The sequence below is a fragment of the Pseudomonas sp. HY2-MNA-CIBAN-0224 genome, from assembly GCF_040310285.1.
Taxonomy (GTDB): Bacteria; Pseudomonadota; Gammaproteobacteria; order Pseudomonadales; family Pseudomonadaceae; genus Aquipseudomonas; species Aquipseudomonas helleri.
This window is the reverse complement of record NZ_JBEOPQ010000080.1, coordinates 1-19,720: the sequence shown is the minus strand read 5'-3', so window position 1 is coordinate 19,720 and position 19,720 is coordinate 1. Positions and strand designations below refer to the sequence as shown.

The window sequence follows — 19,720 nt, the reverse complement described above, 5'->3', positions numbered from 1 at the left end:
CGGGAGCCGGATTTGAACCGACGACCTTCGGGTTATGAGCCCGACGAGCTACCAGACTGCTCCATCCCGCGTCTGTGGGGCGGATTCTACAGCGATACACGGGGCTGTCAAACGTTAATTTCAAAAAAAAGTCTTCTGCTTCAATTGGTTAGGTATTAAGCATGGTTGTTTAATTGGCTGCAGCCCCTGTAGGACAAGGGGTGTGGCGTTATTAGATAATTTTCAGTCGGATCACAAAAACAAAGGCAAGGTTGAGAGCGCCGCATTTGTCGGCTTACCAAACACTACTGGTGCTATATACAGTTCTCGGTGACATACTGGCGTTCTGTTTTACCTACACCTTGAAGAACCATGCCTGACATAACGCAGCGCAAAATCATCCACGTCGACTGTGACTGTTTCTATGCCGCTATTGAGATGCGCGATAATCCGAGCCTGGCGAACAAGCCCATGGCGGTCGGCGGCTCGGCTGACCGGCGCGGTGTGATCTCGACGTGTAACTATGAAGCGCGTGCGTATGGCGTGCGTTCGGCGATGGCGTCCCGGCATGCACTCAAGCTGTGCCCGGACCTGATCATCGTGAATGGCCGAATGGACGCTTATAAAGAAGCGTCGAAAGAAATCCACGGCATTTTGCGCGATTACACCGAACTCATTGAGCCGCTGTCGTTGGACGAGGCGTATCTGGATGTCTCTGACAGCCCGCATTTCGGTGGCAGCGCCACGCGTATTGCTCAGGACATTCGGCGGCGGGTGTCGAATCAATTGCACATCACCGTTTCGGCGGGGGTAGCGCCGAACAAGTTCCTGGCGAAGATTGCCAGTGACTGGAAAAAGCCCAACGGTTTGTTTGTGATCACTCCAGATCAGGTCGAAGACTTTGTCTCGGCGCTGCCGGTCAACAAACTGCACGGTGTGGGCAAGGTGACAGCGGACAAGTTAGGACGCTTGGGCATTGAGACCTGTCAGGACCTGCGTGACTGGAACAAGTTGGCGCTGGTGCGTGAATTTGGCAGTTTTGGCGAGCGTTTGTGGGGGCTGGCGCGCGGGATTGATGAGCGCTTGGTGCAAAGCGATAGCCGACGCCAGTCTGTCAGTGTTGAAAACACCTACGACACGGATTTACCGGACCTGGCCGCGTGCCTGGACAAACTGCCCGAGCTTCTCGACACCTTGAACGGGCGTATCGCCAGAATCGACAGCAGCTATCGCCCCGGCAAGCCTTTCGTCAAAGTCAAATTCCACGACTTTACCCAAACCACCCTGGAGCAGTCCGGAGCGGGGCGCGATCTTGAGAGTTATCAGGGGTTAATGAGTCAGGCGTTTGCACGCGGTGCCAAGCCCGTCCGATTGTTGGGGCTTGGCGTGCGTTTACATGATTTGAGTACCGGGCATGAGCAACTGGAGTTGTTTGCCAGGCACCCGTAGAGGCGCTTTAGCTAACCCCGGGGTCCGCCACCAGTCGACCGGCGTTCTTGGTCAGCGACTGCAAAAACTCACGCTGCAACTCAGGGTCGTTGCGCGTCAGTTCAATGAGGCTTTGCTCCAGTTCACTGGCTTCTTCTTCAAGACCCAGTTCTGACAAGCGCTTGACCCGATGCACCCATTGGTTGACGTCGTCACCCTCTAGGTCGTCGTAGATCAAGTTGTGCGCTTCGAGCAATTTGCCACGCAAATTACTGCTGATCGACAGGGTTGAGTCGGAATGCGCTTCGTCCTGAGCATCTTCGACCGTGATGGTCAATTTGTTCACGCGATTCAAGTCTTGCTCGGCAAACGGGCTGTCGAGCAAATTTAGGCGCAGCACACCGTTACGGTCCGTGGTCATTTCATGGCTTTGCTTGCCAGCACTGACGATGACCGGGCGTTCTGCCCACGGCAAGCTTGAGTATTCCATGCGCTTGTCGCGCTGGATCTCTTCGATGCCGGCCAGGTTCTGCTCGGCGCGGCCGTGAGATTGTACGTTCATCGCCGGGTTGAGGCCGTCTACGCCGTAAGTGATCCAGTCTTTGGTCACGCTGTCAGGTAGTTGCCCGAACATGAACACGTTCAGCACATTCGCACCTACACCGGCCACAACCGCGACCGCGCCCAGCGGCATCTCATAGACTTTGCGCCAGGGTTGGTAGGGGGTGTAGCGGTCGTAATGACGGGTGACATCGAACTCAGTGACCTCAAAGGTCTTTTGTTCATTGATGCGCACACGGCGTTGCGGCAACTCCATGGCCGCCGGCGAACCGATGTCAATGTGCAGGGTGTGGGCGAGCAGTTTGCGCTCAATGCGCTCTTCATGCTCGCTGCGTTGTGACATGTGATTGGCGCAGCCGCTCAACAACAGGGCGCCGCATATGGCGGCGCCCGTCAAGGTACTTCGATTGAACATGACGTCTCTATGTGGGTTCAGCGACGGATACGTGCCTGAAGGAAAGCCAGGGCGTCAGCAACGGGCAGGGCTTGTGGCTCTGCTTCGGTGCGGCTCTTGTATTCCAGGTTGCCTTCGGCCAGACCACGGTCACTGACGACGATACGGTGCGGAATACCGATCAGTTCCATGTCTGCGAACTTGATGCCCGGGCTGGTTTTTTTGTCACGGTCATCCAGCAGCACTTCAAAGCCTGCGGCGGTCAACTGTGCATACAGCGCGTCGGTGGCTTCACGCACGGCGTCGGTTTCGTAGCGCAGCGGCACGAGAGCGATCTGGAACGGTGCCAAAGCATCGCTCCAGATAATGCCGCGCTCGTCGTTGTTCTGCTCGATGGCGGCCGCCACCACGCGAGAAACGCCAATGCCGTAGCAACCCATGGTCAGGGTCACAGGCTTGCCGTTTTCGCCCAGTACCTGGCACTTCATCGCTTCGCTGTACTTGGTGCCCAACTGGAAGATGTGGCCCACTTCGATGCCGCGTTTGATTTCCAGCGTGCCTTTACCGTCCGGGCTTGGGTCGCCAGCGACCACGTTGCGCAGGTCGGCAACGGTAGGTACAGGCAAATCACGCTCCCAGTTCACGCCGAAGTAGTGCTTGTCGTCGATGTTGGCGCCGACCGCAAAGTCGCTCATCAGCTCGACCGAGCGGTCGATGATGCAAGGCAGTGGCAGGTTCAGCGGGCCCAGGGAGCCTGCGCCGGCGCCGATGGCGTCACGCAGTTCAGCGTCCGAAGCCATGGTCAGTGGGCTGGCCACCAACGGATGGTTGCCCGCCTTGATTTCGTTGAGGTCGTGGTCGCCACGGATCACCAGAGCGATCAGCTTGCCTTCTTCGGCGGCGTGAACGATCAGGGTCTTGACGGTTTTTTCAATTGGCAGGTTGTGGCCTTCTACCAATTGAACAATGGTCTTGGCGTCAGGCGTATCGACCAGGCGCAGCTCTTCAGACGCTGGCGCACGGGAGGTTTCGGCAGGAACAGCTTCGGCCTTTTCGATGTTGGCTGCGTATTCGGAGCCATTGCTGAACACGATATCGTCTTCGCCGGACTCGGCCAGTACGTGGAATTCGTGGGAGCCCGCGCCACCGATGGAGCCGTTGTCCGCTTCTACCGGGCGGAACTTCAGGCCCAGGCGAGTGAACACGTTGCAGTAAGCCTGGTGCATGCGGTCATAAGTGACCTGCAGCGATGCCTGGTCAGCGTGGAACGAATAGGCGTCCTTCATGATGAACTCGCGGCCACGCATCAAGCCGAAGCGCGGGCGGATTTCGTCACGGAACTTGGTCTGGATCTGGTACAGGTTGATCGGCAACTGCTTGTAGCTGTTCAGCTCATTTCGGCACAGATCGGTGATGACTTCTTCGTGGGTCGGGCCCACGCAGAACTCGCGACCGTGGCGATCTTTAAGGCGCAGCAGCTCCGGGCCGTACTCTTCCCAGCGACCGGACTCTTGCCACAGTTCAGCCGGTTGAATGCTCGGCATCAGCACTTCCAGAGCGCCAGCAGCGTTCATTTCTTCGCGAACAATGGCTTCGGCCTTGCGCATGATCCGCAAGCCCATGGGCAGCCAGGTGTACAGGCCCGAGGCCAGTTTGCGAATCATGCCGGCGCGCAGCATCAGCTGATGGCTGATAACGACCGCGTCCGAAGGCGTTTCTTTCTGTGTGGCGAGCAAATATTGACTGGTGCGCATGGGTAGTCGTTGCCGTTGCTGATGACTAAATTTGACTGGCCATTGTACGGGCGAGATTTGATTGCGTACAGACCGGGGGAGGGAGGCAGGCTCCCTCCGTTCAATCGGCGCGTTTGTCGAGGTCTACTGTGGGGTTCAGACGGGCTTTACGGGTTTCCTGATACCAGTGCAGGCTGATCAGCAGCAGGGTCGGGATGCCCATGATGGCGGTGATGATAAAGAAGTTGTGATAACCGAACTTCTCGACCATGACCCCGGAGTAGCCGCCCATCAAACGCGGAAGCAGCAGCATGATCGAGCTGAGCAATGCGTATTGGGTGGCAGAGAACTTGAGGTTGGTCAGGCTCGACAGGTAGGCAACAAAGGCTGAGGTGGCGAGGCCGGAGCTGAAGTTGTCGAGTGAAATCGTGACAATCAGCATCTGCAGATTCGGGCCCATGTCGGCCAGCAGCATAAACAGCAGGTTGGTCGCGGCGGATGCGGCCCCGCCAATCAACAGGATCGGCAAAATGCCGAAACGTACAATCAGCAGCCCGCCCATGCCTGCACCGAACAGGGTCATGAACAGGCCGAAAATCTTGCTGACACCAGCGATCTGGTCCTTGGTAAAGCCCTGGTCGATGTAAAACACGTTGGCCATCACACCCATGACCGTGTCAGACATGCGATAGGTAGCAATCAGCCCAAGCAGCAAAAGCGCCTGCCAGCGATAACGCACAATAAAGTCGTTAACCGGCGTCAAAACGGGGGCGAGCCCGCGTCGCCCCATGGTAGACAGGCACAAGCCGGTCAGCAGGATATAAAGGATGGCGCGCAGAAACGCACGGTCTTCCATCAGCAGCGTCATGGGGCTCATGCCTTCAAACAGCACGCCCGCAAAGTTGGTGTTGTACAGCTGGGTGAACATCGCCGGCACCGACACCAGCAGCACAATCAGCACGAACACCGAGGCCAATTGATGGACGAAGCTGTAGCGGCCCACGGACAGCTGAGTACGCAGCGTGACCGGCGGTTCGCGCATGAAAAAGGTGGTCAGCAACGCGGGGATCATCAGCACGCCGAACAGCACATAAGTGCCGGTCCAGGCCGAATGCTTGTAGTTGAAGCCGGTTGAGCCGAAGCCCTCAGCAAAAAACAGCGCCCCTGCCGTGGCCAGCAGGGCGGCTACGCGGTAACCGGACATGTAGCTGGCGGCGAGGGCAGCCTGGCGGCTGTCGTCGGCAATTTCCAGGCGGTAAGCGTCAATCGCGATGTCTTGGGTAGCGGAGGCAAATGACACGATAACGGCAATCGCAATCAGCCATGACAGGTGCTTTTGCGGGTCGCAAAAGCCCATGCCGATCAGGCCCAAAATCACCAAAGTCTGCGACAGCACCAGCCAGGAGCGGCGTCTGCCCAGCTTGCCGAGCAATGGCAGGCGCCATTGGTCGAGCAACGGTGACCACACCCATTTAAAGGCATAAGCCAGGCCAATCAGGCTGGCATAACCGATGGTTTCGCGGGCCACACCTGCTTCACGCAACCACACAGACAGCGTTGAAAACACCAGCATGTACGGCAAACCGGCGGCGAAACCGAGCAACAACAGCACAAGGGTTGAGGGGCTGGAATAGGCAGCTAGCGCTTCGCGCCAGGTTTTACGGGGCATGGACTCGAGTCTGCCTCTGATTGCGGAAACAAAGGGCGCACTCTAACCGCAGTGCTCTATCGGGCGCCAGCCATGGCGTCGTATATCCACACGATTATTAACAATGCTTAATCCTTCGCCGCGCAGACGCGCTAGCTGTTCATCACCGCTAGGGCTGCCCGCTGGCAAACTGATCCTGCCGCCTGCGGCCAACACCCGATGCCAGGGCAGGCGGGTGTCTTCGGGGAGCTGGCTTAGCGTGCGGCCGACCCAGCGGGCGGCCCGCCCCAAGCCTGCAAGCTCGGCGAGCTGACCGTAGGTGACGACTTTGCCATCGGGCACTTGCATCAAGGTCGAGTACAGGGCCGTTCGTCGAAGCTCGGCAGGCGTTGGCGATGCACTGTCAGGTGAGTTCATGGGGGTGAAAACCGTGGAGTTACAAATAAGACGTTTCCGTCGCGCGCTATAGCAAAGGAACTACACGAAAAACACCGGGTCTTTCTTTGCCTGGGGTGTGTCCTTCTGGATAATGCCGTCATTCTTTCGTAAAACCGAGTTTCGCATCTGCTTATGTTGTCCAGAACCTTGTTATGCCTTGCTGTCTTGAATGTGTCCACGCCTTTGCTCGCCGATACGGTCTGGTTAAAGAACGGCGACCGTTTGTCCGGCAAAATAAAAGTGTTTGATGGGGGCAAGTTGCTGATTCAGACCGACTATGCGGGCGCTATTCCGATTGACTGGAAACAAGTCAAAACCCTGGAAAGCGATCAGGAACTGCTGGTCAAACAAGATGCCTACGTGGGCGAAAAAGCCAAGTCACTCAAAGCTGCCGAAGACGGCAAGGTCATCCTGGCCAATGGCGAGGCGCCTAAAACGGTTGAGCTGGCGAGCATTCAGCAAATCGTCAAACCCAAACCGCTGATTGAAGACTTTGTCTGGAAGGGTAATGTCGACGTTGCGCTGGACTACAAACGCGCCGACAAAGACACCGACGACTACGACATCGACCTCAAAACCTCGGCGCGTCACGGCGCCTGGCGTCACAACGCCGAAGCTTCCTACAACCGTGAGGCCCAGAACGATGTGGTCACCACGAACAACTGGAATGCCGAATACGCGCTTGACCACTTTATTGATGAGCACTGGTACTGGCAGGGCCGCTTGAACTACACCCGCGACAGAATCGAAGACATTTCCCGTCAGCGCACTGTAGGTACTGGTCCTGGTTATCAGTTCTGGGATGACGAGCTGGGCGCGTTTTCCTTGGGCTCACTGCTGAACCGTACCGATTATGAATACTCGGATGGCGGCAAAAGCAACTTCTACTCACTGGCCATGAAGTGGGATTACAACCGTTACCTGGTGGGTAAAACGGTGTCGCTCTTTACCAACGGTGAGCTGGGCAAGCCACTGGGCGGGGATTCGGACTACAGCCTCGATGCCGAAATTGGTTTGCGCTACAAAGTCACCGAATGGGCATCGCTCAACCTCAAGGCTGAAAAAGACCTGATTGGCAGTAACAGCGGCAAAGACAATGCACTCAACAAAACCCGCTACACCGCTGGTTTCGGCGTGGTCTGGTAACACCACCACCCTTTTGTAGGAGCGAGCTTCGCGATCTTTTGATTTCTGAAAGTCAAAAGATCGCAGCCTCAGGCCGCTCCAGCAGGGCGGGGGTTAAATCCTTAAACCGCCATCCAGCTCCAGGATCCGGCCGCTGTAATAGTCGTTTTCAAAGATATACGCCGCTGAATGGGCGATTTCTTCGACCTTACCCATGCGTTTCAACGGGATGCCCGCGGTCATTTTTTCCAGGGCTTCGGGCTTCATTCCCAAGGTCATTTCGGTTTCGATAAACCCGGGAGCAATGCCCGCCACACGGATACCGTAACGCGCCAGTTCTTTGGCCCAGGTCACGGTCGCAGCTGCCACACCCGCCTTAGCGGCCGAATAGTTGGTTTGGCCAACGTTGCCAGCGCGTGAGATGGACGAAATATTGATAATCGCGCCCTGGCTGTTGAGTTCCACCATCTTCGCCGCCACTTCACGGGTGCACAGGAAAACACCGGTCAAGTTGACGTCGATAACGGCTTGCCACTGCGCCAGGCTCATTTTGCTGACTACGCCGTCCTTGACCTTTAACAGCAGGCTATCACGCAAGATCCCGGCGTTGTTCACCAGACCATTGATCGCGCCAAAGTCTTCAGCAATTTGCCCCACGGTTTGTGTAACCTGCTCTTCATCGGCGACGTTGCACAAATAAGCCCGCGCTTGAACTCCGTGGGCCTGACAGGCCGCAACGGCGAGCTCGAGTTTTTCCGGGTTCAGGTCCACCAAAGCCAGCTTGGCGCCCTTGGCCGCCAGGTACTCGGCCATGGCGCGACCTAACCCTTGGCAGCCGCCCGTGATAATGATTACTTTGTCTTTTAGTTGCATGAGTGCCCTGATCTCGACCGTTTCGACGGATTTTTATTAAGGAGTCATAAGTTGAGCGTTGAAGTAGCCAAGCATGCCCGAGAATTATTGCTCAAGGAATACCGTGGAGCGTTGGCCACGCTCTCCAAGGCAATGCCAGGGTTCCCCTTCGGATCGATGGTGCCTTATTGTCTGGATGAGCAAGGGCGGCCGTTGATCCTGATCAGCCGGATCGCTCAGCACACCCACAACCTGCGCAAAGACCCAAAGTGCTCACTGATGGTGGGTGAGCGTGGCGCCGAAGACGTGCAGGCGGTCGGCCGTCTGACCTACCTGGCCGAAGCCGAGCAACTGACCGATCCCGCGACCATTGAAGCCGCGGCTGAGCGTTACTACCGCTATTTCCCGGAGTCGCAGAGCTATCACACCGCCCATGACTTCGACTTTTGGGTGCTCAACCCGGTGCGCCATCGTTATATCGGTGGTTTTGGTGCGATTCACTGGGTGGATCAACTCACACTGGCCAACCCTTTTGCCGGCGCGGTCGAGGTGCGCATGGTCGAGCACATGAACGACGATCACACCAACGCCATCGCTCATTACGTTGAGCTGGCCGGGCTGCCAAAGACTACACCTGCAGAAATGGTCGGCCTGGACAGCGAAGGCATGCATCTGCGCATTGGTCAGAGTGTGTACTGGCTGGCCTTTCCAGAGGCTTGTAACACTTCGACACAAGTGCGCGAAGCGCTGGTTTTGCTGGCTCGCGCAAGTGAATGGCCTAAAAAAGAAACGGCATAACCTTGAATTCACAAAGGCGCGCCGTCATCTAAGCTGTGTTGGAAGATATTCTTCCGGAGAGGAATCATTTGATGCGCGCTTTTTTATTGCTCTTTCTGTTGTTTCCAGTGCTAGAGCTGTACGTCTTTTTCAAGGTCAGCACCGCTATCGGGTTTTTCCCGGCGTTGCTGCTGATCATCGCAGGCTCCTTGTTCGGGGTTCTGGTAGTACGCGTTGCGGGCTTGGCCACCGCCTTGAGTGCGCGTGAAAGCCTCAATCGTGGTGAGCTGCCGGCTCAGCAAATGCTTCAAGGCCTGATGGTGGCGTTGGGTGGCGGCTTGTTGGTACTGCCGGGTTTTATCAGCGACATCGCCGGTCTGCTGTTGCTGCTCCCGCCGGTTCGTCATTTTCTGGTCAATCGCTTGCGCAAACGTGCAGAAGAGCAAGCGATGCGCCAGCGTGCCTTTGCTGAGGAATTTGAAGCGGCTCATCGCCCCGGCACGCATCAACCCGTGGGTCGTGAACCCAATGTGATCGAAGGCGAGTTTGAACACCGCGACAAGTAAGTTTCCCTGTAAAGGCTTAAGCACGGCACCCTGGAGTGCCGTGTTTGTTTTTGCGCGGTGCGAAAGGTAAAAAAATTTCGTCAGGGCGCTCTTGTAATCACTGGATGCGCCCTTATGTAACTGGCACCGCAGGGTTTTGCTGGCAACAGCAGGCACCCTTCAGCGATTAACACCCGGCATTTCCGGACTTGCAAACCCAGCCGGTATTGACACCGGCCGATGAACACCACAATTAGGAGAGATCGACAATGAAGCTTCGTCCTCTGCATGACCGCGTCGTAATCCGTCGCAGCGAAGAAGAAAAGAAAACCGCTGGCGGTATCGTTCTGCCGGGTTCAGCTGCCGAGAAAGCCAACAGCGGTGAAGTCATTGCTGTGGGTACTGGCCGCGTTCTGGACAACGGTGAAGTGCGTGCGCTGGCCGTGAAAGTGGGTGACAAGGTTGTGTTCGGCCCTTACTCCGGCAGCAACACTGTGAAAGTCGACGGCGAAGACCTGCTGGTAATGGCTGAGAACGAGATTCTCGCTGTTATCGAAGGCTGATTTCCCGCTCCTTTTCCCGTTACTACAAAGTATTTAAGGAAGAACGAACATGGCTGCTAAAGAAGTTAAATTCGGCGATTCCGCCCGTAAAAAAATGCTCGCCGGTGTCAACGTCCTGGCTGACGCAGTAAAAGCAACACTGGGCCCTAAAGGCCGCAACGTGATCATCGAGAAGAGCTTCGGCGCTCCGACCATCACCAAAGACGGTGTTTCGGTTGCCAAAGAAATCGAACTGAAAGACCGCTTCGAAAACATGGGCGCGCAGCTGGTTAAAGACGTTGCCTCCCGTGCGAACGATGACGCTGGTGACGGTACTACCACTGCAACCGTTCTGGCTCAGTCGATTGTCAACGAAGGCCTGAAAGCAGTCGCTGCCGGCATGAACCCGATGGACCTGAAACGCGGTATCGACAAGGCGACCATCGCCATCGTCAAAGAACTGCGTCAACTGTCCAAGCCATGCGCTGACAGCAAGGCAATCGCTCAGGTAGGTACCATCTCTGCCAACTCCGACAGCTCCATCGGCGACATCATTGCTGAAGCCATGGCTAAAGTCGGCAAAGAAGGCGTGATCACCGTTGAAGAAGGCTCGGGCCTGGAAAACGAACTGTCTGTGGTTGAAGGCATGCAGTTTGACCGTGGCTACCTGTCCCCTTACTTCGTTAACAAGCCAGACACCATGGTGGCTGAGCTGGACGGCCCGCTGATCCTGTTGGTTGACAAAAAGATCTCCAACATCCGCGAAATGCTGCCAGTACTGGAAGCCGTTGCCAAAGCCGGCCGTCCACTGCTGATCGTGGCTGAAGACGTTGAAGGCGAAGCCCTGGCGACTCTGGTTGTGAACAACATGCGCGGTATCGTTAAAGTCGCTGCTGTTAAAGCACCTGGCTTCGGCGACCGTCGTAAAGCAATGCTGCAGGACATCGCTGTTCTGACTGGCGGTACCGTTATCTCCGAAGAGATCGGCCTGAGCCTGGAAAGCACCACTCTGGAGCACCTGGGTAACGCCAAGCGCGTAATCCTGTCCAAAGAAAACACCACCATCATCGACGGTGCTGGCGTTGAAGCGGACATCCAGGCACGTGTGACTCAGATCCGTGCTCAAGTGGCTGACACCACCTCGGACTACGACCGTGAAAAACTGCAAGAGCGTCTGGCCAAGCTGTCGGGCGGCGTAGCAGTGATCAAGGTTGGCGCTGGTTCCGAAGTTGAAATGAAAGAGAAAAAAGCCCGCGTTGAAGACGCCCTGCACGCGACCCGTGCAGCCGTTGAAGAAGGCGTGGTACCTGGCGGTGGCGTGGCACTGGTTCGCGCTCTGCAGGCAATCTCTGACCTGAAAGGCGACAACGCCGATCAGAACGTTGGTATCGCGCTGCTGCGTCGTGCTGTTGAAGCACCTCTGCGCCAGATCGTTTCCAACTCCGGCGACGAGCCAAGCGTTGTAGTCGACAAAGTGAAGCAGGGTTCGGGTAACTTCGGTTACAACGCTGCCACTGGCGAATACGGCGACATGATCGAAATGGGTATTCTTGACCCGGCTAAAGTGACTCGTTCGGCTCTGCAAGCGGCTTCGTCGATTGCCAGCCTGATGATCACCACTGAGGCGATGATCGCTGAGATCCAGGAAGACAAACCAGCTGGCGGCGGCATGCCAGACATGGGCGGCATGGGTGGTATGGGCGGCATGATGTAAGCCAGCCTTACCCCGATACGCAAAAGCCCCGCCTGAGTGATCAGGCGGGGCTTTTTTGTGCCTGATGAGTATCCCGTAGGAGCTGCCGCAGGCTGCGATCTCTTGATCTACCACCCACAAAACACCTGTGGGCGCACGAGTATGCAGTCGCTGTTGTCGGTAGTGTGTGAGCGTCGAGTGAAAGACTCGTCAACATCGCGCGGCCGTTAACTAAATAGTGTAAACGCCCTACAACGCTGGCTCTGCGCGGCTCTTGGCCTTAAGCTGCCGTGGCCGAGATGGCCGTTACTGCGTACGGAGAAAAGTGCCCATGCGAATTTTATTGGTTGAAGACAATCGCGATATCCTCGCCAATCTGGCGGACTACCTGGGGCTTAAGGGGTATACCGTTGACTGCGCGCAGGACGGCTTGTCCGGGTTGCATCTGGCCGCGACTGAACACTATGACTTGATCGTGCTCGACATCATGCTGCCGGGCATTGATGGCTACACACTGTGCAAGCGCCTGCGCGAAGACGCCCGTCGCGACACGCCGGTCATCATGCTCACGGCCCGTGACCAGCTGGATGATCGCCTGCAAGGCTTCAAGTCCGGTGCTGATGACTACCTGCTCAAACCTTTCGCCTTGTCCGAGCTGGCAGCGCGCATTGAGGCCGTACTGCGCCGTGCGCAAGGCGGCGGCCGTCGCGAGTTGCAGGTCGCAGACTTGCGCTACGACCTCGACACCCTGGAAGTCACCCGTGAAGGGCGCATGCTCAAGCTCAACCCGGTCGGCTTGAAACTGCTGGCCGTGTTGATGCAAAAAAGCCCGCATGTGCTGCGCCGTGAAGTGCTGGAAGAGGCCCTGTGGGGCGATGATTGCCCGGACAGCGACAGCCTGCGCAGCCACGTTCACCAGTTGCGTCAGGTGATCGACAAGCCGTTCGACAAGCCCTTGCTGCAAACGGTACATGGCGTGGGGTATCGTCTCGCCGAGAGTCGTGATGGAGTTTAAGCAAAGCCTTGCCCAGCGGATCATCATCGCCTTTGCGCTGATGAGTGCGCTGGTGGCCGGGACGTTCGCCATGGGCATTGTCGCCACGGTGCACCTGGTTGAAGAAAAACTGATTTCAGCAGGCTTGGGCGGGGATCTGCAGCGTCTGCTGTTGATGGATAACGTCAGCGACTGGAACCACCGTCCTGAGCCCGACCAACTGTTTTACTACAGCGGCGGGCGCGGTGATTTTGCCTTGCCCAAAGACTTGCGCCACCTGGAACCAGGCTTTCATGAGGTGTTCCGTGATCAGCTGTCGTATCACGCGATGGTCGAGGTAGTCGACGGGCGGCGCTACGTGTTGCTGCAAGACCAAAGTGATTTTGAAGAGCGCGAACGCGTGCTGTTCGCCGTGGTGCTGGTCGGGTTCGTGCTGGCGCTGGCGCTGGCGGTTTTCCTCGGCTGGGTCCTGGCGCGCAGGGTGATGGCGCCGGTGGTACGTCTGGCGCGCCAGGTACGCCATCGAGAACAGCTGTTGGGCCTGGCCCCGCCGCTGGCGCCCGATTACGCCGCCGATGAAGTGGGTGAGCTGGCCGTGGCCTTTGACGCCACCCTGGGCCGCCTGCGTGACACTTTGACCCGCGAGCGGCTGTTTACCAGTGACGTGAGTCACGAATTGCGTACACCTCTGATGGTGTTGGCGAGTTCCTGCGAACTGTTGCTCGAAAGCCCGTCGCTGGATCAGCGCAGTCGCTCGCAAGTGGAGCGAATTTCCCGCGCCTGTGAAGAAATGCGTGAGCTGGTGCAAACCTTCCTCATGCTCGCCCGTGCGCAGCATGAAGACGCCACCATGTCACCGACCGTCACCCTGACGACCGTGGCCGAGGGCTTGATCAGCCTGTGGCGGGGGCCTATCGAAGCGAAAGGGCTGACACTGATCTATGACCCCGGCAACCCGCTCGATACCCGCTACAACGCGACGTTCTTGCATGCGGTCATGGGCAACCTGCTACGCAATGCCTTGCACTACACCGACATCGGGTTCATTCGCTTGAGCCTTGAGCCCACCGGGTTTGTGGTCGAGGACAGTGGTGTGGGCATCCCCGAAGAGAAGCGTCAGGCGATGTTTCAGCCCTTTGTGCGGGGCGGCGAAAAACGCGGTGAAGGGCTTGGGTTGGGCCTGTCATTGGTCCAGCGGATCTGCGACAGCCAGGGCTGGCGAGTGACGCTGACCACCATGGAACCCAACGGTTGCCGCTTCCACGTAGAACTAAATCCCGCCGACATCTGAGCTATCCATTCGTGACCTGCGGTCTGCGGGTCACTTTTCCTACGGCTCATTAGTCCGTAGAGTGGCCCCGAGCCAGTATCTTGTGTCTGTAAAACCCTACAGCGTTTATGGACTCGCTCGTACATTTTTTTCACCTCATGATGACCTGATGCGCACGTTCTCTTGATTAAGGTGGCCTGTAATTGCTTCAGGAGATCCACCATGAGCACCGCGATCAAACTTGAATTTGCTGAAAAATATGACCTGCAACACGCCATCGAGTACTTGCTTAAACATCAAGATGGTTTCGCACGACGCCTTTCACATAAACGCGACGTGCAACTGGCGCGCAAAGCTTTGGCATTGGCTGGAGATCCGGGCGTGGTGTTAGACCTGCCTTGCGGGGCGGGGCGGTTTTGGCCGCTGCTGGCTGAAAAACACAACCGCATGATCATCGGCGCAGACAATTCGCCGTCCATGCTCGAAGTGGCATCCATAGCCCAGCCGGCTGATGTGGTTAAACGGGTACGGCACTTGCAGACATCTGCATTTGATATCGACCTGCCGGACAACGCAGTCGACAGCATTTTTTGCATGCGCCTGCTGCATCACATAGGCGATGCAACCCACCGGATGGCTCTGTTAAAGGAGTTTCACCGGGTTAGCCGAGACAGCGTGATTGTTTCGTTGTGGGTCGATGGCAACGTTAAGGCCTGGAGACGCAAGCGTCTTGAGCGTCATCGGGTTGAGGATGCTGGGGCCGATGGTTACCAAAACCGTTTTGTGTTACCGGCTGCTACTGTTGAAGCCGAGTTTGAAAAGGCTGGCTTCAGCGTTCAACAACATTTGGATTTTATCCCGCTCTACGCCATGTGGCGGGTTTACATACTGCGCAAGAGGTAATGCATGACCGTTGATTCCGTATCGCCATCCCACACCGCGACTGAAAACCGCTTTGAGTTCTACTGGCAGCAGCAAGGCGAGTGGGTAGAGGAACCGAATCAGCGTCGTGGCGGTGAAAGTGGTGTACAGCGGATTCACGAGGCCAATGGCCGCTTGCTCTATGTCAAACGTCAGGTCGGACACACCTACCGCAGCTGGCGTTACCCGTTGGGTCGCCCGACCGTATTGCGTGAGCGTGACGCGCTGCTGGCGTTTAACCGTTTAGCGGTTGGTGTGCCAGAGCTGGTGTATTGCGGGGCGCAACAAGGTGCAGATAAACAGTGGCGTGCATTGTTGGTTACCGCAGCGTTGGAAAATTTTATTGAAATAGACAACTGGTACGCTGCCGGTGAACGCGAAATTCACGGTGAAGCGGTACATGAGCGGGTGCTTAAAACCATCGCCACGACCTTGGCACGCATGCATCTGGGCCGCTGGCAGCATGGCTGCCTGTATGCCAAGCATGTGTTTGTCCGGGTGACGGGCACGGGTGAAAGCGCTCAAGTTGATGTGGCGCTGCTGGACCTTGAAAAAAGCCGGCAACGGCTGACGGCCCGTAAAGCGGCCGCGCACGACCTCAAACAGCTGCGCCGCCATTCGTCGTGGAATACCGACGACTGGAACAAACTGAACTACTTTTATGAAAAGGTGTTTGGCAGCGCCATCAAAGGGTTACGGTGATGAAGCGAGAAATAGCACGAGGTTTGTTTTTGCTGGGCTCTCTGGCCATTGCCACGGTGGCAGTGGCGGCGTGGCAGCCGCCCGTGATGCAGGTATTGAGCAGTGCGCAATTCGACGCGCAATGCCCGATCCCGCGTGTGGCCAAAGTCGCGATAGACGCGAAACCCGATCACGACCTGTTGCTGTTCATGTATGGAATGAAGCAGGGAATGAGGCCGTAATAAACAAGCCGTAGTCGCTGCCGAAGGCTGCGATAAGGTCCGCAGGACCTTCAACAACTGGAGGCGCTGCGCGCCTCATCGCAGCCTTCGGCAGCGGCTACAAATATTGCTCTACACAACGTGTAGATGATTATCCCAAAGCCCCGACGGCAGCTCCAAAGGCTTGGCCATCAGCTCGCTTTTACGGCAATCGTAAAAGCGGCAGCGGCCTTGCCCTGACGTCACCACAAACCCGTCTTGCACGGCACCGACGCCCGCACAGTCCGGCAGGGGCGCATCGAGGCGCAACGCGCCGCTGTCCAGATCCCAGACAAAAAACCGGTTACCCCTTGGCGCTGTCAACGCCACCAGGCGCAGCTCGCTGTGTACCGCCACGCTGGCCGTATAATGGCCCATGGCACGCAATTGCGGCTCCGCCACCGGGAACGGTTGAAAAGGCTGACCGGGGCGCTTGATGGCCAGCAACTCGGATAATTCGTGGGCGTCGCCCATAAACTGCTGACACGCGACGACGGTGCCGTCTGTGGCAATGCCCAGATGGCGCACGCTGTTCATCTGCTGGCTCAGGATTTCTTTGCTCAGCAACGTACCGTCACGCTGCATCAGCACCAGGCTGGGCTCCATCGCATTGAGGTTCATCTCAACCCGGCTTTCGGCTTCGGTACGAATGCCGCCGTTGGCCACCACCAGGGTTTCACCATCAGGCATCCACGACACTTGGTGCGGACCCACGCCGTGGGTCGGGATTTCGCCGCTATGCACCAGGCGCTCGCCTTCAAAGCGATAAACCCCCAACAGGCCGCGCCCCGGATCGCTGGTGTCATTCTCGGTGGTGTACAACCACTCGCCGTCTTTATGGATCACCGCGTGACCATAAAAATGGCGATTGGGCAGCGAGGTGATGGTTTGCAGCAACTGCCCGTCCTTGAGGCTGATCAGGTAACTTTCAGTCCCGGGGCGGCGTGCCACAAACAAGGCAATCGGCAACGTCGGGTGGTTGATAATGTCATGGCAGCGCTGGTTGACCCGGGTGCTGAACACCTGGGTGCCATCCAGGCGATAACCCACGGCAAAGTGATTGCCGTCGACATCGTCACGGGCACTCAAGAGCAGCGGGCTGCGGCCTTGTTTGGACAGCGACCAGCCACCCAGGGTAATGGCACTCAGCAGTAAACCGCCGAGCTTGAGAGCTTGCCTGCGCATCATCGAACCACCCTTCATTAATCGCCGTCGTTGGCGTTAAAGCCCAGTTGAATGCCCAGCGCCTTGGCCAGTTCGCCTTCGTGCAGACGGTGTACGACATTGAGGCTGTCGTAGATGGCATTCAGTTGCTCGCGGCCAGCGTCGTCAGCCAGCAGCTCATTGAGGGAGCGCTGATTGTCGTTGAACAGCTTGAGCGATGTCGCGTAAGCAGCGTCGACCTTGTCAGCCAACGGCTTTTGTTCAGCAGGCAACAGGCCGCGCAAGCCTTTGTTGTCGACCCCGGCCCACACGGTTTGCGCCGCTGCGAGGCTGGCTGCGAGACTTTGCAGGGACGCCTGGCTGCGCCATGCGTCGGCTTGCAACGGTTGCGGGATGCCTTTGCTCTGACGACCCATCGGTGTGCCGAGCTTCTTTTTCAGGGTGTCGAGTGCCGTTACCTGCACACGCAGCAGATCGGCGATGGCCTCGTGAGAATCGGCGTAGCGCTGGTTCGGGAACTTGGTCATCTGCGCCAACATGCCGTCAGTGCTGTTCCAGCTCGCCAGGATCTCTTCGGCCAACTGCTTCTGACGCTCGCCAATGGCGGTCAGCAGCGGGCAGTAACGGGTTTTCTGCGCGCTGTCAGCCAGGTCGATATTGCTGTCGAACAAAATGTACTCATAGGCCGACAGGCCTTGCACGACAACGCTGGACTTGGCCAGCGCGGCGGCATCGATCTGTGGTTGAGCCACTACCAGTTGTTCAACCTGACGGCCCACCAGGTTCTTTTTGTCCGGCCAGAACTGCACTTGCCAGGAGCGATTGCCTTCAGCCAGCGGGCCAATCAGCAACGGTTGCAGTTCGGCCCAGGCTTTTTGTGCGTGCAGGAAGTCGGCGCGAGCAGTCTCAAGCGTCTCTTTCCCTTCGCAGTAAGCCAGTGCACTGATCGCCAGTTGGCGGTCGGCCTCTACCCAGCGGCTGTAGGTCGGCAGAATCACCTGCTTGGCGATAGCTGCCGAAGTGACCGCTTGCTGATCTTGCGGCGAGCAGGCTGCCAAAGCGATAGCGGCCAGGCTGGTGAACAACAGTTTGGGTCTGAACATGTCGGGGTCCCCGATCTTATAAGGCGTTAAAGAGAATTCAGGAACGCCAGCAACGCAGCGCGCTGCTCGGCATTAAATTGCAACACCTGCTGCTTGGCCGGTTCGGCCTCACCGCCGTGCCACAGCACGGCTTCAAGCAGGTTGCGCGCACGACCATCGTGCAAAAACTGAGTGTGCCCGCTCACGGTCTGGGTCAAACCAATGCCCCACAGTGGCGGTGTGCGCCAATCGCTGCCCGAGGCGGCGAACTCGGTGCGGTTATCGGCAAGGCCCGGCCCCATGTTGTGCAGCAGCAAATCGCTGTACGGGTAAATGACCTGATTGGCCAGCTCTGGTTCGGCGGCGTTGGCCGAGGTGGTGAATTTTGGCGTATGGCATGAGACGCAGCCGGCCTGATAGAACAGGTTTTTACCGGCCAGCACCTGCGGCGAATCGACATCACGGCGCGCAGGCACGGCGAGGTTGCGGGTGTAAAACTCGACGAGACGCAGAATGTTGTTACTGACCTCGGGTTCGCCATCCGGGCCATTGCCGTTGGGCGCTGCCAGGCAGTCGGTTTGCGCGGGGGTGCAATCATCAAACGGTCTCAGGCTGGTGGTGAGCCCCATATCACCAGAAAAGGCGTGAACATTTTGTTGATTGAGGTTCGGTTGCCCTGCTTTCCAGCCAAAACGGCCTAAAACCGTCTTTTGCTGAGCGTCATCCCACACCCGATTAGGCCGCCCGTTAATGCCCGCGTCATTTTTGTTGGCCGCGGCATTGGCCAGAATCGCTTCTTCGGGGATAGCCTCAAGCAGCCCCAAGCCAATCATCGGCGGGGCAATGCGCGCCGAGAAGCGCGTGTCGGGATGCATGGGCCCGTAGCCTAACTGAGTGATCTGCAGCAAAGGCTTGCGCAACTGGACTTCGGTGCCGTCCTTGAAGCGTACAGGCACCGCTTCATAGTCCACCCGCACCTTGCCTTCCGGGGCGACACCCGGCACCGCCATGTCTTGCAACTGACCACCGTACACCGGCTCGGGGACGATGCCGGTTTGCTCGATCAGCTTGGCGTAAGTGGGCTCATTGGGAATCGACAGACGCACCAGCATCGACACCGCATTCTTGGCATCAGGCGCTGGCGGATGCCCACGACCGTCGCGGATATGGCAGTTTTGGCAGGCATTGGTATTAAACAGCGGGCCTAACCCGTCACGCGCCGTGGTGGTGGAAGGCGCAATCACCCATGGGCTGCGGAAAAAACTGTTGCCGACGCTGAAATCCAGCCGTTGTGTAGGCGACAGATTCGCAGACGGCATCGAAAAGGCATTGCGATCGGTTTTAAACACCGTCGTGTCCCCTCCAGAGCGGGCTTCGCCGGGCTCGGGTTGAGTAAAGCGCGGCGCCTCATCACAGCCAGCCAGCCCCAAGGCCAGCAGCAAAGACAGGCGCAGAGGCAACGAAGGCATCAAACGTCCAGACCAGTGAGCAAAATCGAGGGGCGAAAGTTTATCAGGGAAGGTGAATTGAAATAAGAGGAATTAGCGTTTGGTATCAAGCGCAACAATTTTCCCGCTGTAGGAGCGAGCTTGCCTCGCGATCTTTTCAAGATCAAAAGATCGCGAGGCAAGCT

General features: G+C 57.5%; 19 protein-coding genes. 11 read left to right on the top strand and 8 right to left on the bottom strand.

The genetic code is table 11. The annotated features are described in order from the left end of the window. Nucleotides 1-351: 351 nt before the first annotated feature. Entirely contained in the window at nt 352-1,428 is a 1,077-nt protein-coding gene (gene dinB, locus AAEZ03_RS23665) for a DNA polymerase IV (protein WP_281851343.1), read from the top strand. Nucleotides 1,429-1,435: 7 nt separating this feature from the next. Here dinB and AAEZ03_RS23660 read toward each other — a convergent pair whose 3' ends face one another. From AAEZ03_RS23660 to AAEZ03_RS23645, 4 genes are all read right to left on the bottom strand, one after another. Then, a complete protein-coding gene (locus tag AAEZ03_RS23660) occupies nt 1,436-2,383 on the bottom strand; it encodes a hypothetical protein (RefSeq protein ID WP_350581953.1) in 948 nt (315 codons plus the stop codon). 17 nt (nt 2,384-2,400) lie between these two features. Beyond that, a complete protein-coding gene (locus AAEZ03_RS23655; protein ID WP_153330841.1) occupies nt 2,401-4,116 on the bottom strand; it encodes a proline--tRNA ligase in 1,716 nt (571 codons plus the stop codon). A gap of 100 nt (nt 4,117-4,216) precedes the next feature. After that, nucleotides 4,217-5,764 carry an AmpG family muropeptide MFS transporter gene (locus tag AAEZ03_RS23650; protein ID WP_048386660.1) on the bottom strand — a complete coding sequence of 516 codons (1,548 nt, stop codon included), beginning with the start codon at nt 5,762-5,764 and terminating at the stop codon, nt 4,217-4,219. A 42-nt stretch (nt 5,765-5,806) separates the two neighbouring features. After that, nucleotides 5,807-6,160 carry an MGMT family protein gene (locus AAEZ03_RS23645; RefSeq protein ID WP_350581949.1) on the bottom strand — a complete coding sequence of 118 codons (354 nt, stop codon included), beginning with the start codon at nt 6,158-6,160 and terminating at the stop codon, nt 5,807-5,809. 153 nt (nt 6,161-6,313) lie between these two features. Here AAEZ03_RS23645 and AAEZ03_RS23640 point away from each other — a divergent pair, with 153 nt between their 5' ends. Beyond that, nucleotides 6,314-7,327: a DUF481 domain-containing protein gene (locus tag AAEZ03_RS23640; RefSeq protein WP_350581946.1), complete on the top strand. Its 1,014-nt coding sequence runs from the start codon at nt 6,314-6,316 to the stop codon at nt 7,325-7,327. Nucleotides 7,328-7,420: 93 nt separating this feature from the next. Here the strand turns inward: AAEZ03_RS23640 and AAEZ03_RS23635 are convergent, their stop codons facing one another. Next, nucleotides 7,421-8,179, bottom strand: coding sequence for an SDR family oxidoreductase (locus AAEZ03_RS23635; protein ID WP_262123680.1), 759 nt, complete (start codon nt 8,177-8,179; stop codon nt 7,421-7,423). A gap of 51 nt (nt 8,180-8,230) precedes the next feature. On the opposite strand from AAEZ03_RS23635, the gene AAEZ03_RS23630 reads away from it, so the two are divergent. The 9 genes from AAEZ03_RS23630 to AAEZ03_RS23590 all read left to right on the top strand — a co-directional run bounded on the left by AAEZ03_RS23630 (nt 8,231) and on the right by AAEZ03_RS23590 (nt 15,823). Further along, nucleotides 8,231-8,956 (top strand): HugZ family pyridoxamine 5'-phosphate oxidase, encoded by a 726-nt coding sequence (locus AAEZ03_RS23630; RefSeq protein WP_350581943.1) that lies wholly within the window; start codon nt 8,231-8,233, stop codon nt 8,954-8,956. Between the two features lie 71 nt (nt 8,957-9,027). Then, nucleotides 9,028-9,501 (top strand): FxsA family protein, encoded by a 474-nt coding sequence (locus AAEZ03_RS23625; RefSeq protein ID WP_048369627.1) that lies wholly within the window; start codon nt 9,028-9,030, stop codon nt 9,499-9,501. Nucleotides 9,502-9,749: 248 nt separating this feature from the next. Beyond that, entirely contained in the window at nt 9,750-10,043 is a 294-nt protein-coding gene (locus AAEZ03_RS23620) for a co-chaperone GroES (RefSeq protein ID WP_016779794.1), read from the top strand. A gap of 49 nt (nt 10,044-10,092) precedes the next feature. After that, nucleotides 10,093-11,736, top strand: a complete 1,644-nt coding sequence (groL, locus tag AAEZ03_RS23615; RefSeq protein WP_153335516.1) for a chaperonin GroEL — start codon at nt 10,093-10,095, stop codon at nt 11,734-11,736. A 310-nt stretch (nt 11,737-12,046) separates the two neighbouring features. Continuing rightward, a complete protein-coding gene (gene colR, locus AAEZ03_RS23610; RefSeq protein WP_048369631.1) occupies nt 12,047-12,730 on the top strand; it encodes a two-component system response regulator ColR in 684 nt (227 codons plus the stop codon). Next, a complete protein-coding gene (locus AAEZ03_RS23605) occupies nt 12,720-14,000 on the top strand; it encodes a sensor histidine kinase (protein ID WP_153335515.1) in 1,281 nt (426 codons plus the stop codon). The genes colR and AAEZ03_RS23605 overlap by 11 nt, the downstream gene beginning before the upstream one ends. A gap of 201 nt (nt 14,001-14,201) precedes the next feature. Then, nucleotides 14,202-14,882: a class I SAM-dependent methyltransferase gene (locus AAEZ03_RS23600; protein ID WP_153335514.1), complete on the top strand. Its 681-nt coding sequence runs from the start codon at nt 14,202-14,204 to the stop codon at nt 14,880-14,882. Nucleotides 14,883-14,885: 3 nt separating this feature from the next. Beyond that, nucleotides 14,886-15,602, top strand: a complete 717-nt coding sequence (locus AAEZ03_RS23595) for a lipopolysaccharide kinase InaA family protein (protein ID WP_350581938.1) — start codon at nt 14,886-14,888, stop codon at nt 15,600-15,602. Continuing rightward, on the top strand, nt 15,602-15,823 hold the full coding sequence (locus AAEZ03_RS23590) for a hypothetical protein (RefSeq protein ID WP_153335512.1): 222 nt from the start codon (nt 15,602-15,604) through the stop codon (nt 15,821-15,823). The genes AAEZ03_RS23595 and AAEZ03_RS23590 overlap by 1 nt, the downstream gene beginning before the upstream one ends. A gap of 111 nt (nt 15,824-15,934) precedes the next feature. On the opposite strand, the gene AAEZ03_RS23585 is transcribed toward AAEZ03_RS23590, so the two are convergent. From AAEZ03_RS23585 to AAEZ03_RS23575, 3 genes are read right to left on the bottom strand one after another with little or no spacing between them, the layout of a single operon-like run. Further along, entirely contained in the window at nt 15,935-17,029 is a 1,095-nt protein-coding gene (locus AAEZ03_RS23585; RefSeq protein ID WP_350581934.1) for a DUF1513 domain-containing protein, read from the bottom strand. Nucleotides 17,030-17,043: 14 nt separating this feature from the next. Then, complete coding sequence (locus tag AAEZ03_RS23580) at nt 17,044-18,108, bottom strand: imelysin family protein (protein WP_350581931.1); 1,065 nt, start codon at nt 18,106-18,108, stop codon at nt 17,044-17,046. 26 nt (nt 18,109-18,134) lie between these two features. Next, entirely contained in the window at nt 18,135-19,556 is a 1,422-nt protein-coding gene (locus tag AAEZ03_RS23575) for a di-heme oxidoreductase family protein (RefSeq protein ID WP_278939708.1), read from the bottom strand. Nucleotides 19,557-19,720 lie beyond the last annotated feature (164 nt).